This is a genomic window from Lactovum odontotermitis (genome assembly GCF_054658595.1).
Genome location: NZ_BAAGGQ010000012.1, coordinates 35,723 through 49,840, shown reverse-complemented (window position 1 = coordinate 49,840; position 14,118 = coordinate 35,723). Strand labels below are relative to the sequence as shown.

General features: G+C 45.3%; 12 protein-coding genes. 9 read left to right on the top strand and 3 right to left on the bottom strand.

Annotated elements, in window-relative coordinates; translation table 11 throughout:
* Positions 1-248 precede the first annotated feature (248 nt).
* From ACYQ2E_RS07710 to ACYQ2E_RS07695, 4 genes are all read left to right on the top strand, one after another.
* A complete protein-coding gene (locus ACYQ2E_RS07710) occupies positions 249-1,451 on the top strand; it encodes a S1C family serine protease (RefSeq protein WP_460017490.1) in 1,203 nt (400 codons plus the stop codon).
* A gap of 115 nt (positions 1,452-1,566) precedes the next feature.
* The gene (locus tag ACYQ2E_RS07705; RefSeq protein ID WP_460017489.1) at positions 1,567-2,565 is read left to right on the top strand and encodes a glycosyltransferase family 4 protein; all 999 of its coding nucleotides are present in this window, start codon (positions 1,567-1,569) and stop codon (positions 2,563-2,565) included.
* Positions 2,562-3,944, top strand: coding sequence for a glycosyltransferase family 4 protein (locus tag ACYQ2E_RS07700; protein ID WP_460017488.1), 1,383 nt, complete (start codon positions 2,562-2,564; stop codon positions 3,942-3,944). Before ACYQ2E_RS07705 ends, ACYQ2E_RS07700 begins: the two co-directional genes overlap by 4 nt.
* A gap of 49 nt (positions 3,945-3,993) precedes the next feature.
* Positions 3,994-4,224 carry a DUF1797 family protein gene (locus tag ACYQ2E_RS07695; RefSeq protein WP_460017487.1) on the top strand — a complete coding sequence of 77 codons (231 nt, stop codon included), beginning with the start codon at positions 3,994-3,996 and terminating at the stop codon, positions 4,222-4,224.
* A 111-nt stretch (positions 4,225-4,335) separates the two neighbouring features.
* Here the strand turns inward: ACYQ2E_RS07695 and ACYQ2E_RS07690 are convergent, their stop codons facing one another.
* Positions 4,336-5,097 carry a tRNA1(Val) (adenine(37)-N6)-methyltransferase gene (locus ACYQ2E_RS07690; RefSeq protein WP_460017486.1) on the bottom strand — a complete coding sequence of 254 codons (762 nt, stop codon included), beginning with the start codon at positions 5,095-5,097 and terminating at the stop codon, positions 4,336-4,338.
* A gap of 268 nt (positions 5,098-5,365) precedes the next feature.
* On the opposite strand from ACYQ2E_RS07690, the gene ACYQ2E_RS07685 reads away from it, so the two are divergent.
* From ACYQ2E_RS07685 to ACYQ2E_RS07665, 5 genes are all read left to right on the top strand, one after another.
* Positions 5,366-9,376, top strand: coding sequence for a Cna B-type domain-containing protein (locus ACYQ2E_RS07685; RefSeq protein ID WP_460017485.1), 4,011 nt, complete (start codon positions 5,366-5,368; stop codon positions 9,374-9,376).
* A 217-nt stretch (positions 9,377-9,593) separates the two neighbouring features.
* Positions 9,594-9,896: a hypothetical protein gene (locus ACYQ2E_RS07680; RefSeq protein ID WP_460017484.1), complete on the top strand. Its 303-nt coding sequence runs from the start codon at positions 9,594-9,596 to the stop codon at positions 9,894-9,896.
* Positions 9,897-9,902: 6 nt separating this feature from the next.
* Positions 9,903-10,463 carry a DNA-3-methyladenine glycosylase gene (locus ACYQ2E_RS07675; protein WP_460017483.1) on the top strand — a complete coding sequence of 187 codons (561 nt, stop codon included), beginning with the start codon at positions 9,903-9,905 and terminating at the stop codon, positions 10,461-10,463.
* A 636-nt stretch (positions 10,464-11,099) separates the two neighbouring features.
* Positions 11,100-11,396: a hypothetical protein gene (locus ACYQ2E_RS07670; protein WP_460017482.1), complete on the top strand. Its 297-nt coding sequence runs from the start codon at positions 11,100-11,102 to the stop codon at positions 11,394-11,396.
* 164 nt (positions 11,397-11,560) lie between these two features.
* Positions 11,561-11,830, top strand: a complete 270-nt coding sequence (locus tag ACYQ2E_RS07665) for a hypothetical protein (protein ID WP_460017481.1) — start codon at positions 11,561-11,563, stop codon at positions 11,828-11,830.
* 40 nt (positions 11,831-11,870) lie between these two features.
* Here ACYQ2E_RS07665 and ACYQ2E_RS07660 read toward each other — a convergent pair whose 3' ends face one another.
* Positions 11,871-12,539 carry an ABC transporter ATP-binding protein gene (locus ACYQ2E_RS07660; RefSeq protein WP_460017480.1) on the bottom strand — a complete coding sequence of 223 codons (669 nt, stop codon included), beginning with the start codon at positions 12,537-12,539 and terminating at the stop codon, positions 11,871-11,873.
* A gap of 12 nt (positions 12,540-12,551) precedes the next feature.
* The gene (locus ACYQ2E_RS07655; RefSeq protein ID WP_460017479.1) at positions 12,552-14,072 is read right to left on the bottom strand and encodes an ABC transporter permease; all 1,521 of its coding nucleotides are present in this window, start codon (positions 14,070-14,072) and stop codon (positions 12,552-12,554) included.
* Positions 14,073-14,118 lie beyond the last annotated feature (46 nt).

The following is a 14,118-nucleotide window of genomic DNA, read 5'->3' as shown; positions in this document are numbered from 1 at the left end:
TAAAAATTCTCCACTACTGAAAAGCACATGAAAACGTGATTCTTCCACATTTTGCAGATTTCATACACAATCCTGTGTAAAATTCAATGATTTTACACAGGATTTTTGCACTTTTCCACAGAAATGTGGAGGAAAATCAGCTCCTGTTCACTTTCTCTAACCTTTTAAGCTATTATTAAGAAGATGTAAGTAAAATAAATTTATAGAAATATTTGAGTTGGACAAATTCAAATCAGAAATGGAGCAGTATGGCAAAAGGAACAGTCGTTAAAACACTTCTAGCCGGCGTCGCGGGCGGAGCCATTGCATTATCAGGCGGTGCAGTCTATGAGGCCGTGCAGGGAAATAACCCGGCAAATACAAGCACAACGCAAACACAAGCATCAAGTTCGACAGACAAAGCTGTCAAAAAGGTGAGTGTTGACGTCAATTCTGACACAACAAAAGCCGTTTCGACAATTAAAAATGCCGTTGTTTCTATTTTAAATTATCAGGGCAACACAGACCTCAGCAATCTGAGCGATTCTCAAATTGCCAGCGAAGGCTCCGGCGTCATCTACAAAAAAGAGGGCGGCAAGGCCTATATTGTCACCAATAATCACGTCATTGACGGGAATTCTGCCTTAGAAGTCCTGCTTTCAAGCGGCCAAAAAGCCACGGCCACTGTGGTAGGGAGTGATGTTTACAGTGACTTGGCCGTATTGACAATTGACGACAAAGATGTCACGAGCGTTGCGACCTTTGCAGACTCCTCCAGTCTTAATGTCGGCGAACCTGCCATTGCAGTCGGCTCACCACTTGGCAGCGAATATGCCAACACAGCCACTGAGGGCATTGTCTCCAGCCTTTCACGTACAGTCAGCTTGAGCAACGATGCTGGTGAGGCCATTTCCACCGCCAACGCCATCCAGACAGATGCTGCCATTAATCCCGGCAACTCCGGCGGCGCGCTTGTCAATATTAACGGGCAAGTTATCGGTATCACTTCGAGTAAAATTTCTGCAACAGCCTCAGGCTCATCTTCAAGTGACGGCTCTGTAGCGATTGAAGGCATGGGTTTTGCTATTCCATCCAACACTGTCGTAGACATCGTGGCGCAGCTCGAAAAGAACGGTAAAATCGTTCACCCTGCCTTAGGTATTACAATGATAAGCCTGTCGTCTCTACCTCAGCAAGTCACTAACAGTCTTAATCTGCCTAAATCTGTCACAACCGGGGTGTACGTGCGCTCCGTCCAGAGCGGATTACCGGCTGATACAGGCGGTATAAAAGTCGGTGATGTTATCACAAAAGTCGGAGATACAGCAGTCTCAACCGGAACCGATGTACAGACCGTACTTTTCAAATATAATATTGGTGACACGATTAAATTCACTGTCTACCGCGGCTCTGATGAAAAAACAATTTCTGTCACACTTGACAAAACCACAGATGATTTAAAGAATAACTAAACATGGAAAGCCTTCGGGCTTTTTCCTTTGCCCAAATCCCATATTTTATAAGACTTCAAATTCTCAGACGCAAGACCGACATATTAATTAACTATTTATGATAAAATAAGTGTCAATGAAAGTTTTACTTTACCTAGAAGCGGAAGATTTTCTGGCTCACAGCGGAATCGGCCGGGCCCTGAAGCACCAGCAGCGTATGCTCAATCTCATGGGGGTTGACTGGACGCGAAATCCGGATGACGACTATGATTTGCTGCACCTCAATACTTATGGTCTGAGCAGCTGGAAAATGCTGCACCGCGCTAAAAAAGCCGGCAAGAAAGTAATTTTCCACGGCCATTCAACAAAAGAAGACTTTCAGAACTCTTTTATCGGCTCAAATCTGGTTGCACCCTTTTTCAAGCTTTACTTGATGCATTTTTACAAGGCGGCTGATTTGGTGATTACGCCGACGCCTTATTCTGCCAGCCTGATTCGCGGTTATGGCGTGAAGTGCCCGATTTTGCCGATTTCAAACGGAATTGACCTGGCCAGGTATGTTAAATCTGACAAGAAAGAGCAGGCTTTTCGCGAGAAGTTTAATATTAAGCCCGGCGAGAAGGTTGTGATGTCTGCGGCGCTTTATTTCAAGCGCAAGGGAATTGACGATTTCGTCAAAGTGGCCGAGAAGATGCCGAACGTGCGTTTTATCTGGTTCGGCTACCAGAATCTCTGGTCAATCCCTGGCTGGGTGCGCCGCATTGTCAAGAAAAATCACCCGGCAAATGTTGAATTTCCCGGCTACATCAAGGGCGATGTCTTTGAAGGGGCATTGACCGCGGCAGACGCATTTTTCTTCCCAAGCCGTGAGGAAACTGAGGGAATTGTGGTGCTCGAGTCGCTGGCCAGTCACCAGAAGACGATTGTCCGTGATATTCCTGTTTATAATGGCTGGCTGGATGAAAATTCTGCTTCTTTCGGAAAGACCGTTGATGATTTCGTGAATGACATTCAGGAAGTTTTAGACGGAAAAGTTGATAAAACGGCCGCAGGCTACGAAGTTGCCAAGTCGCGCGACATTGAAACAATCGCTGAGGAGCTTGTCGCTGCATACAGAAAGGTTCTAGAGTTATGAGAGTCGGTATTTTTTCAGACACTTATTTTCCGCAGATTTCCGGTGTGTCAACCTCAATTAAAACCCTGCGCGACGAGCTGACCAGGCAGGGACACACGGTCTACATCTTCACCACGACTGACCCTGAGTCTGATGATGAAACGGATGCAGCTGAAAACATTGTCCGGCTGCGCAGCGTGCCTTTTGTCTCCATGGCTGAGCGCCGGATTGTCATGGTCGGGCTGCCGACTGCTCTGCAGATTGCCCGTTATTACAAGCTGGATATCATCCACACGCAGACTGAATTTGGCGTGGGCATTTTGGGCAAGATTGTAGCTAATCGTCTGCACATTCCCGTCGTCCATACCTTGCATACTAAATACGAAGACTATCTGCACTACATTGCCAACGGCCATCTGATTCGTCCGAGCATGGTGAAATACATCATCCGCACCTTTTTGTTCGGCACTGAGGGGATTATTTGCCCGTCGGAAATGACCAAAGAGACTGTTATCAATTATGGCGTGAAAATACCGATTCGCGTGATTCCAACTGGTATTGAGCTGAAAAAATTCACTCGGCCGGATATATTGAAATCAGACGACCTGGAACTCCGTGAAGAGCTGGGCGTCAAAGAAGATGAGACGCTGCTGCTGAGCCTTTGCCGGCTTTCGCAGGAGAAAAATATTCAGGCGGTGATTCAGGCAATGCCGCAGATTCTGGAAAGCGGCATCAAGGCAAAGCTGATTATCGTGGGCGACGGCCCTTATCGTGACGAGCTGGAAGCGCTCGTGAGCTCTCTCAATCTGCAGGAAGCTGTCAAATTTGTGGGTGCCGTGGAAAATGAACAGGCTGTCCACTACTATAAAGCAGCAGACTTCTTCATCTCGGCCTCTACCAGTGAGACACAGGGCTTGACTTTCACAGAGGCCATTGCAGCAGGGACGCCCGTTTTGGCTTGGAAAAATCCATACCTGAAGCGCATCGTGGATGACGAGCAGTTCGGCCGACTTTTCGACAACGAAGAGGAGATTGCCCAAACAACAATTGACGTTATCAAGAATAAGAAGCCCATGGATTCCATCAAGTTCGACAAAAAGCTTTACGAAATTTCTTCCGAGAATTTCGGCCGCAGAGTTGTTGAATTTTATGTCTACATGATTGCCAACTACGTGCCCAGCATTGAGCGCGCAACTGACAATATCAAGCTTTTCGGCGAGCGAATTACCGGCAGCATTAAGCTTATGGGTCACCAGGTGACAGACAGCTTTCGTACACAATACGACGATTTGCGTGAAAATGGTTTGTCATTCGTGGAAAAATTCACAAATTATGGTAAAATAAGAGACGAAGATAACGTCACCTCTGAAGGTAAAAGTGATTCTGAAAAAGAGGACTGAGTGCGCTTGAACGCATTTAGGTTAAAACAAAAGAAACGGAGTTTCACCCATGAAATCTCATTTAATAACGATTTTAGATCGTTTGGACAAATTAGTCGAAGAAGATAATCCAAAAGCAACCTACAATTTTGAGCGCGAAGGCGCAATCAAGATGACTGTCAGCTTTAACTCGGAAGATAACATGTTTATCGTTAAGTATCCGAAACAGAAAACACCTGTTGAGTTTGACAGTATTGACTTAGTAGCGATTGAAGCTTTTGAAACTGTCTTTGACAATTAAAAGCTGTTTTTAAGTCCAAGCTAGTTCTAGCTGTAGTAACATTAAATCTAAAAAGCACCCGATTTGGGCGCTTTTTTTGCGTTTTACTTTGTTTTTCACACTCTAGCTCGGTTAATCCGAGTTTTCTTTAGCCCCATAATAAATCTCATTAATATCCTCCGAATAATCACCGTCTGCGTTTCTGACAATCAGCGGGGGCAGGAACTTTTCACCGCCTGGCCGTCCATCTTTCACGGCATCAATCAGCAGCAGATTAGCTGCAGCTCCAACCTTTGGATAGACAAACTGAATTCGTTTGGGAATTAAGTTATGCTTGCGCAAGCTGTCTACAAGCTCCAAAAAGCGCTCAGGCCGATGGACCAGAGCAAAATGTCCAGCCGGCTTTAAAATTTGCTGAGCAGTCTTGCAAATTGTCGCAAAATCAGTCGCAACTTCATGGCGGGCAATTGTCAGTGCATCTTTTTCATTCAGACTTTTGCTCGCTGAAACTTTGAAATAAGGCGGGTTACAGAAAATCAGACTGGCAGTGGACGGCGCAGCGTAGGCTGAAATATTTTTTAAATCATCACAAATCACTTTCACCCTTGACTGCAGCGAATTGAGCGAAACGGAGCGTGCAGCCATATCTGCTAAACGCGGCTGAATCTCAATTTCCAGAATATCCGCCGTTGTATCTGCGCTAGCCATCAGGCCGACAGCACCGTTCCCGGCACATAAATCAAGAACTAAGCCGCGTCGCGGAATTTTGGGGAAACGCGCCAGCAAAACCGCATCAATGCCAAAGGAAAAGACCTCTCTAGACTGAATAATCTTGAGGTTTTCACGTACTAAATAGTCAACTCGTTCGTCTGGTTTTATAAGAATTTCTGCCATTCTTTGCTCATTATATCAGAATATTTTCTAAATCGTCAATTATTCTTCATATTTGTCACTTTTGCTAATTTTGTCCAGTTTTCGTCAATAATTAGACATTGCGTATTTTTTCTATTTCCTGTAATTTCAGTACGAAATTGCTTTTTTAAAGATAATCTCAATCATTTATATGAGTTTTTTGTACAAATTGTGCTAAAATATAATTGGACATTTTTAATGAAAATGTTTCATAGTTTCATAGAAAAAGTTTCAGGAGTATAACACAAATATGAAAAAATTGAGAATACTTTTTGGACTGTTTGTCCTCTTAGCCTCAGTGGTAATGACGCCGATAAACAGCATTGCGGAATCAGCGCCTGCGTCAACAACTGCTTCAAGTCAGGCTCCGCAGACTTCAGCCGATACCGCAGCTTCTGCTGCAGTCCCTGCTGATATCGGCTCCACCGTGACTCCGAGCGACGCGCAACAGTCATTGACAAACGCAAGTAGTACGACTGAGAGCGCGGATATCTCAAGCACTCCTGATTCTGATTTATTTAATAAACAAAATGCTGAGATTACGGGAATACAGCCGAGGGCACCGGCAGCTGCTGTGGCGGCCTTTGCTGCAGCAATTGATAACATCATCACGAATTCCAGCGTCACTGATTTAAACGGCAATCCCATTGAGGGCGACGTCAATCAGTTCACCGACATTCAGCTGAACTTTGATTTCGCGCTGCCCAACAACACCGTAAAAGCTGGCGATACCACCACCATCCAGCTCTCCCCCAACATGAGATTTCCCAAAGGGCAAACCTTTGATGTCAAAGACACCAACGGAAATATCATTGCCACTGCGGTGGTTGACCCTGATACCAAGACACTAACAATGACTTACACTGACTTTGCAGAAACCCACTCAGATATCACAGGGGCGCTGCATGTTGCAGTTCGTGTCGATACAAATAATCAGCCGACAAGCGGAGACCTTCCTATTAACATCAAGGAAAATGGGGTTGATAAACATGTCGGAAATGTGAGATATACTAGAATTGGTGACAGTGCGGACGAAAAGTTCATGAAATACGGCTACATTTCGAATGATGCCGGTACTCAGGCTGAATATGTGCTCCGCGTCAATGCTTCCGGCGGAACTTATACAAACGTGAGCCTCTCGGATGAGCTGCAGTCTGCAGGTGTTACTTATGACACATCAAGCTTCCAAATTCTAAAAGGAACCTGGGTGTTAAATTCATCCGGCTTTTACGAGCTGTCAAACCCGCAGGATGTTACGAGTCAATTTCCGATAAATTTTACTGCCGGTAACACAGCTTATTCGGTTAATTTCGGCGACATCAACGGTGAAGGCTATCGAATTTTTTACAGGGTCAATATTAACCATACACCTGTCAATGGCGAGAAATTCCTGAACAATGCCCAGTTGACAGGAAACAACACCGTCATCGGCGGCCGGCTATCCGATGTAGCCTTTCAATCCGCCGGCGGTGAAGCAAGCGGTTATAATTACAACATTAGAATCCATAAAACAGATGACTCAAATATTCCTTTATCAGGTGCACAATTCAGTGTCATTCGCACCTCAACCGGCGCTTCTGTCGGAACAATCATCACCGACAGCTCAGGGAACGGGCAGCTGCAGAATCTGTTAAAAGACAGTTATGTCCTTCACGAAATTGAAGCACCCGCTGGTTATGCACTCGCTGCAGACATAACAATTTCACCGGAGGATTTCGACAGCAATAACGAAGTTGCCAAAAATGTCATTGATAAAAAGTTAGAATCACCGAAAACATCTGTTTCCGGACAAAAAACTTGGATTGGCGACACTCTGGCAACGCGTCCGACAAGCATTACTGTCAATCTGTTAGCCAATGGCGTGGTGACGGACTTTAGAACTGTCACAGCAGATAACAACAACAACTGGCAATATACATTCGGTGATTTGCCTAAAAATGATGAAAATGGAGAACCCATAAATTACACGGTCACCGAAGATCAGGTAAATGACTACAATACGACATACGACGGCTACAACATTACCAACAGTTATGCACCTGGAAAAACAAGTGTCGGCGTCACAAAGTCGTGGAATGACCAGTCAGATAAGGACGGGATGCGGCCAGACAAAATCTATGTGCAGCTTTATTCCGACGGCATTGCGACGGGTCCGCTCGTTGAGTTAAACAACGGCAATGACTGGCATACAACCTGGAATGATTTAGCACAACGCTCCGGTCCGAAAAATATTGTTTACACCGTCAAAGAAGTCAGCGCACTCGGCGATTATACAAGCACCACTAATGCCAGCGACCCTGGAAATATCATCATTACCAATACCCACCTGCCGGAAACAACCAGTGTTGAAGGGCAAAAGACCTGGGAAGACAATGACAATCAGGACGGGAAGCGCCCAACAAGCATCAAAGTCAACCTGCTGGCTAACGGAACTGTCATCAGCACACAAGAAACAACGGCAGCAAACGGCTGGAAATATGCATTCGACAATCTGCCGAAATATGAGAATGGACAGCAGATTAACTACACCGTCACCGAAGACCAAGTCGCAGGCTACAACACTGTCTATACCGACGGCTACAACATTACAAACAACTATACGCCCACGCAGACAAGCATCAGCGTAACAAAAGCCTGGGACGACCAATATGATAAGGACGGGATGCGGCCAGCCAGCATCAAAGTTCAACTCTTTGCCAATGGAATCGAAAGCGGCGCAGCCGTTGAACTCAACAGCGGAAATAACTGGCGGAATACCTGGAACAATTTACCAGAAAAGGTCAACGGTCAAACCATTACCTATACAGTCGCGGAAGACGGAACAAGCCCTGGATACACCACCACACAAGATAACAGCGACCCAGGAAATGTCATCATTACTAACGTTCACATACCTGAAACAACCAATGTCGAAGGCCAAAAGATTTGGGACGATAACAACAATCAGGACGGTAAACGCCCGGCAAGCATTCGCGTTAACCTGTTAGCCAACGGTGTAATCGTCGACACGCAGGACGTTATTCAAGGTACAGGTGAGACAAACAGCTGGAAATACGCATTCAGCAATTTACCGAAATACGAGAACGGAAAACTCATTGACTACACCGTCGCCGAAGACCACATTGATGATTACACCACGACTTACGACGGCTACAACATTACCAATAGCCATACACCCGGCGAAACCAGCGTCAGGGTGACGAAAGCCTGGAATGACAAAGACGACCAAGACGGGATACGGCCGGCAAGCATTCAAGTCCAGCTTTATGCGGACGGACAAGCATACAATAATCCTGTTGACTTGACTGCCGACACCGACTGGACAGCAATCTGGCAGAATTTGCCTGAGTTGTCCAATGGGGTGGCTGTCGTTTACACAGTTGAGGAAATCGGAACACCGAGCGGTTATACAATCACCAAAAACGAAAGCAATATCGGCGATATCATCCTCACCAACAGCCACGAACCAGATGTCACTAAAGTTGAAGGCGAAAAAATCTGGAATGATGCTGACAATCAAGACGGCAAGCGCCCCGACAGCATTACCATCACCCTGCTTGCCAACGGGGAAATCGTTGACCAGAAAGAAGTTACAGCCGCAGATAACTGGAAATACTCCTTTGAAAACCTGCCGAAAAACAGCCGTGGAAAAGAAATCATTTACAGCGTCAAGGAAAACCATGTCAATGACTACACGGCAAGCTACGACGGCTACAACATCACCAACAGCTACACGCCAGGCAAGACCAGCGTCAGCGTGACAAAAGCCTGGAACGACAAAGATAATCAGGACGGCTCACGTCCGTCAAGCATTCAAGTCCAGCTTTACGCAGACGGCAAAGCGCTCGGAGACCCTGTCACCCTTGATGACAGCAACAAATGGACAAAGACCTGGCAGAACCTCGCCGAAAAATCAGCCGGAAAAACGGTTCAATACACGGTGAAAGAAGTCGGTCAAGTCAAAGGCTACACCGTGACGGTCAATGAGGAGGATATCGGGAATATCGTGATTACTAACAGTCACACACCTGAAATTCCGAACAAACCAAATAAGCCGAATAAACCGAACAAGCCCGTTGAGCCTGGCAAGCCGAACAAACCGAACAAACCGAACAGCCCTGATAAGCCTAATAAGCCGGTTCAGCCAAATCAGCCGAATCTTCCAAAGACCGGTGAGCAGAAAAATATATCACTGGCATTAGCCGGCGGCTCGTTGCTAGGAATTTCTCTGCTTGTTTATCTGAAAAAGAGAAAATCGTAAAATTGACTCGTTGAATTGAATAAGACTCCAAATGCTGAATTAACCATTCTACTGGCATTTGGAGTCTTTTTATTATATACTATAAGCAAGTAATAAGAAAATAATGAGTGAATTTTTAATTGAACTTTTCTAGAAAGAACATCTCAAAATAACTAACAAACACAATAAAACAAGCATTTTAGCCCTGTTAACACTGTACATACTGTCAACAGCATTTGTGATTACCTTGTGGAAGATGAGCAATCTCGGTGCAAGAAACTGGCTGATTCTTATAGTGATTGAGCTATTACTGACAACAATTCTCTGGAAATACTTCAATCAGAAATCAATCGTTAAAATCGGTATCTTCAGTTCTCCCCTCCAAAAAGGACTTCCAAAACGTGAGCACGTGTTTCTCATAGCTATCGGCTATCTCGTCATGCCTGCCTGGAAATTCACCTCCCTTTCAGTAGGAGATATTTTATTATCAGTCACCATCTTTATTTTCACAACCTATCACATTTATAAAATGTTAAAATAAAGGCAAATGATTAATTTTGAAAAATTAATGAAAACCGATACCGTTGCATGCGCAAAAGCTCTCATAGGAATGGATTTGCTGCTCCATCGCAAAGTTCTGGGAACCATTGTCGAAACCGAAGCCTACCTTTTCCCGGACGACGCTGCCTCCCACTCGTTTCACGGCCGCTGCACGCCGAAGAACGAGTCTATGTACCTGCCTGAGGGCCACTGGTACATCTATTCTGGTTACGGCCACCCCATGCTCAACCTCGTAACCCGCCCGGAGGGCTTTGCTGAAGCCGTTTTGATTCGTGCACTGGAGCTGCCTTCCGGAGAAATCATTGCCAATGGACCTGGAAAACTCACGCGCTACGCCGGCATTGACAAGAGATTCGACGGACAAGCGCTGGGAGAACTGGACTTGCGTCCCGGAAAGCGTCCCGTAGAAATCGCCAGCCGTCCGCGTATCGGGATTGACAGTGTTCCTGAGCCATGGAAGTCCGCGGCTCTCGGATTTTATGCCGCTGGAAATCCGAATGTCTCAAGAATTCGGAAACGGGAAATTCGGGAGAGGGTCTGGTTGTGATTTATTTATAAACTATAAACTATAAACTAGCTTTCACACAAAAAACAGTTTTATGTCCTTTAGTATATTATAAAATTAAAGACAGCACGTACAAATTCTTTATGAATAGTATCTGCAATATTTAGTGATTTTTTCGAACTTTAGTTGACAAATTCATCAAAAGTTCTTTTTATTCCTGAAAATTATCGAACATTCAATAAAATTAAATATCCTGACTTTTTCCATAATCCAGTGATATAATCCGTATTATAGGTTAAACGAATTTCAGAAAGTTGCTAATGAACTGCTTTTTCAGCAATCTTAATTTTAGTAACTTCTTTTCGGAGAATAGGAAATTTGGTATAAACAGATTCATCAAGGAAAAAGAATACAAAAAGCATTATGAACCATTACCTGGAGAATACAGATAATAGACATAATTTTCCTTATTGTTTTTGATGTTCTACTTGTTGGGACTCTTATCGGCGGAGGAATTTATATGATTCGCACTCATATGACTGCCGAGAAGCGCAAGATAGATTCAAAAATGCCATAACTTTTTATGACTGGGCAGCATGTGGCTTGGTTGGGGCTTATTAATATCAGGAATTTTTATTTTACTTGGAGGGATAATCGCAGGAGTTGCTGCTAAATTTTATGGAAGCTAATTTGAAAACTTTCCCGATAAAAAAGCTTGACTGTACATTTATTGCTCAAGCCCGGTTTATCCTGCGCTTCGGTCTGCTTTGGTATTCATTGCTGCCGATGGGGGTCATGCGGATTTTGGGAAATCAGAGGCAGATGCAGGATTTTTGGCTGATGCTGCCGTTTTTGCTGGGTATTTTACTTTCTGTCACGGTTTTCATTTTCTTCTGGCGAAACTACGTTGGTCGAACTTTTATGCCGCTGGTGGCTTTGCTGGGCTTTGCGGTTCCATTTATTCCCCCCTTATGACGGAAATTTGTTAATAAGGTTGGTTATTGGTATTACTATCATGCTTTCTGGTGCAGCTGCAACTGTCTGGAGCACAACGGCATTTGCGCGGGTGCGCACTTAATCTTGACATGGATGTTTTTAAGCGTATAATGAAATTGCAAATACAATAACGAGGTGTTCAAATGAAAAAATATTTTGTGACGGACAATGAAAGATTGGGTCTGCAGGCAAGTCTGATTATTCACGCAATGTACTCTGGGAATTATTTTAAGAAAGCCAAAGAACGGGTCAAAGATGCAGAGTTTGTGCGGGTGAATGAAATCTATGACATTTTAGGAGACGGCGACGGCGCAGGCACGACAATCCTGCTTTCCAAGTTTTCTAAGGCCTGGGAGGATTTATTGAAGGTAAAATATCCTAAAGCAGATATCAAGCTTTATGAGGAAGAATAAAAAGTAAAGCGGCTCAATCAAATCAAGCCGCTTTTTTCTGTCAACTTACTTCTTCTTTCTCAAACTTCCGGTGCTTCAGCTCATAAACCACATCCGAAGCCTCCGCCACCTCACGCTCGTGCGTAACAATAATCACAATCCTGTTATCTTCATGGGCAATCTTTTTGAAAAGTGCAACGATTTGGGCCGTTGTTTCCTCATCCAGATTTCCTGTCGGCTCGTCTGCAATGATTACTTCGTGGTTGAGCACCAGGGCGCGCGCAATGGCTACGCGCTGCTGCTGGCCGCCGGAGAGCTTGCTGACAGGCTTGTAAATCAGGTCTTCGCCGAGTCCGACTTTTGCTAGAGCATCAATGATTGCGACCTTCTCGTCCGGGAATTTTACGCCGGAAATCTTGACGGCTGTTTTGACATTTTGAAATGCGGTCATGTAAGTCAGTAAATTATAAGCCTGAAAGACCGTAGAAACTGTTTTCTTGCGATAAGCTGTCAGTCCTATTTTCTTTACTTGCTTGTCGTCAAACAGGATGGCGCCCTGCTTAGGCGTGTCCAGACCTGCAAGCAGCGAGAGAAAGGTTGTTTTCCCGGAGCCTGACTGGCCTAGAATCGCGTACATGGTCCCCGGCAGAAATTCTTCGCTCACGTCTTTGAAAAGGTAGTCGTCAGGATTGGTATAATAATAAGTTAAATTTTCAATTTTTAAAGCCATCTTGTTTCCTCCTTAATTTGTCAGTACCTGTTTAGGGTTCAGCCGTAAGATGCCTATCGAGGCCAGTCCCACAGCCACCAGTGTAATCAGAATCGCAATTCCTGCAAGCATAACCACTTTAGACGGTGATGTCTTGATGTCCAGTTTTTCAAGCGCCTTGACGTCTGCACTTGACTGTCCGAATCCTAACGCACGTCCTGCGCCGCCCATGAAACCACCACCGCCTGCTGGGGGACTTGGCATATTTCCTGAGTCGCTGCCGCCAGGACGTTGCATCCCGTTTGCATTGGAAGTCTGAGCACTTGAAGTTTCCTGCTTCAAGAGCTGCTGCCCGACCACGTTGCCGACCACATTTCCTGCGGCAGTTGCAATCACAACCGAAACAATCATGACCATGAAAAGCTCTGCAAAGAACTGGCCGATAATTTTCGCTTTGGCTTCTCCAAGGCTCATCAGGACACCGATTTCGAAGCGGCGCTCACGCACCATCAGCATGACAATCAATGCTAGAATGATTGCGCCGGCAATAGCCACGAGTATCACGATATTCCTTGCGAAGCCTGCAACGTTACTTAGTGAGCTTTTCACGTTGTCATATGCTGCGGTATCTGCCGCAACCTGGAAGTTGTCATTGTCAACCAGCTTATTGGCCGCCTTCACAAAAGTCGAAGACTTCGCCGGATTGGACATTGAGTAGCTGGCTGTCGAAATTTGGCCGGTCGTGCCCTTCATCGCGTTAGCCGCGGACAAAGCTGTGTACATCGTGTTCATATAGGCAATCGACTGCTCAGTGCTACTGCTGGTGGTCGTGTAAATGCCGACAACCGTCATGGTATAGCTCTGGCTGTTGTCGTCCGTCAGGACAAAAGTCGAGCCGATGTCCAGATTGTTCTGCTCAGCCAAGGTCGACTCTATCACGACATTATTCGTTCCCTCGTCTGATTTTTCAATCCCTCGCCCAGAGGACAATTTGTAACTGCCGGTAAAAGCCGTGCTCGATGCCAGCTCGTTCGTTCCGTTAATCGTGAAGTCCCCCTGATTTTGCCCGCCGCCAGGCCCGCCGCCTCCTGGGAAACCACTGTCAGAATTACTTGAGCCAGTGCTTGACTCAGAAACTTTTGTAATTCCAGATGAAGCATCTGCAGAAGCTGTGTAGCTGTAGCTGTAGGAGGAGACATTTGAGAGCTCAGAAATTTCATCTGCTGTTGACTCATCAATCGTCGGCATCGTGATATTGAAACGACCGCCCTGTGAGTCCGCGGAATCCGAGCTAGAGCTTGAGTCCGTGCTCGTGTCCGAACTTGAGCTCGAAGCCGTTGACTGCGCCTGCTTGACAACATTCTGCATATCCACCGACAAAGAAACCGTCGCGCCGGCCGCCTTCTTCGCATTGTCAATTGATTTATTCGCCGCACTGTTAATAATTAAGCCTGAAAAAACAAAAACTAAAATTGCAGTAAAGGCAATAATCAACAGCACCGTCCGAGAAATTTTAGCTTTCGTGAAAAGCCATGACCTTCTGATAAAATCCATAAGAGAGTACCCTTTCTTTTTATAAAAAAATCATAACTTCACAAAC

Bases quoted from the DNA above. Each gene is read 5' to 3' on its own strand.
- ACYQ2E_RS07710 (WP_460017490.1), top strand. From the start codon at position 249: ATGGCAAAAGGAACAGTCGTTAAAACACTTCTAGCCGGCGTCGCGGGC.
- ACYQ2E_RS07690 (WP_460017486.1), bottom strand. From the start codon at position 5,097: ATGGCAGAAATTCTTATAAAACCAGACGAACGAGTTGACTATTTAGTA.
- ACYQ2E_RS07705 (WP_460017489.1), top strand. From the start codon at position 1,567: ATGAAAGTTTTACTTTACCTAGAAGCGGAAGATTTTCTGGCTCACAGC.
- ACYQ2E_RS07655 (WP_460017479.1), bottom strand. From the start codon at position 14,072: ATGGATTTTATCAGAAGGTCATGGCTTTTCACGAAAGCTAAAATTTCT.
- ACYQ2E_RS07685 (WP_460017485.1), top strand. From the start codon at position 5,366: ATGAAAAAATTGAGAATACTTTTTGGACTGTTTGTCCTCTTAGCCTCA.
- ACYQ2E_RS07700 (WP_460017488.1), top strand. From the start codon at position 2,562: ATGAGAGTCGGTATTTTTTCAGACACTTATTTTCCGCAGATTTCCGGT.
- ACYQ2E_RS07675 (WP_460017483.1), top strand. From the start codon at position 9,903: ATGATTAATTTTGAAAAATTAATGAAAACCGATACCGTTGCATGCGCA.
- ACYQ2E_RS07695 (WP_460017487.1), top strand. From the start codon at position 3,994: ATGAAATCTCATTTAATAACGATTTTAGATCGTTTGGACAAATTAGTC.
- ACYQ2E_RS07660 (WP_460017480.1), bottom strand. From the start codon at position 12,539: ATGGCTTTAAAAATTGAAAATTTAACTTATTATTATACCAATCCTGAC.
- ACYQ2E_RS07665 (WP_460017481.1), top strand. From the start codon at position 11,561: ATGAAAAAATATTTTGTGACGGACAATGAAAGATTGGGTCTGCAGGCA.
- ACYQ2E_RS07670 (WP_460017482.1), top strand. From the start codon at position 11,100: ATGGAAGCTAATTTGAAAACTTTCCCGATAAAAAAGCTTGACTGTACA.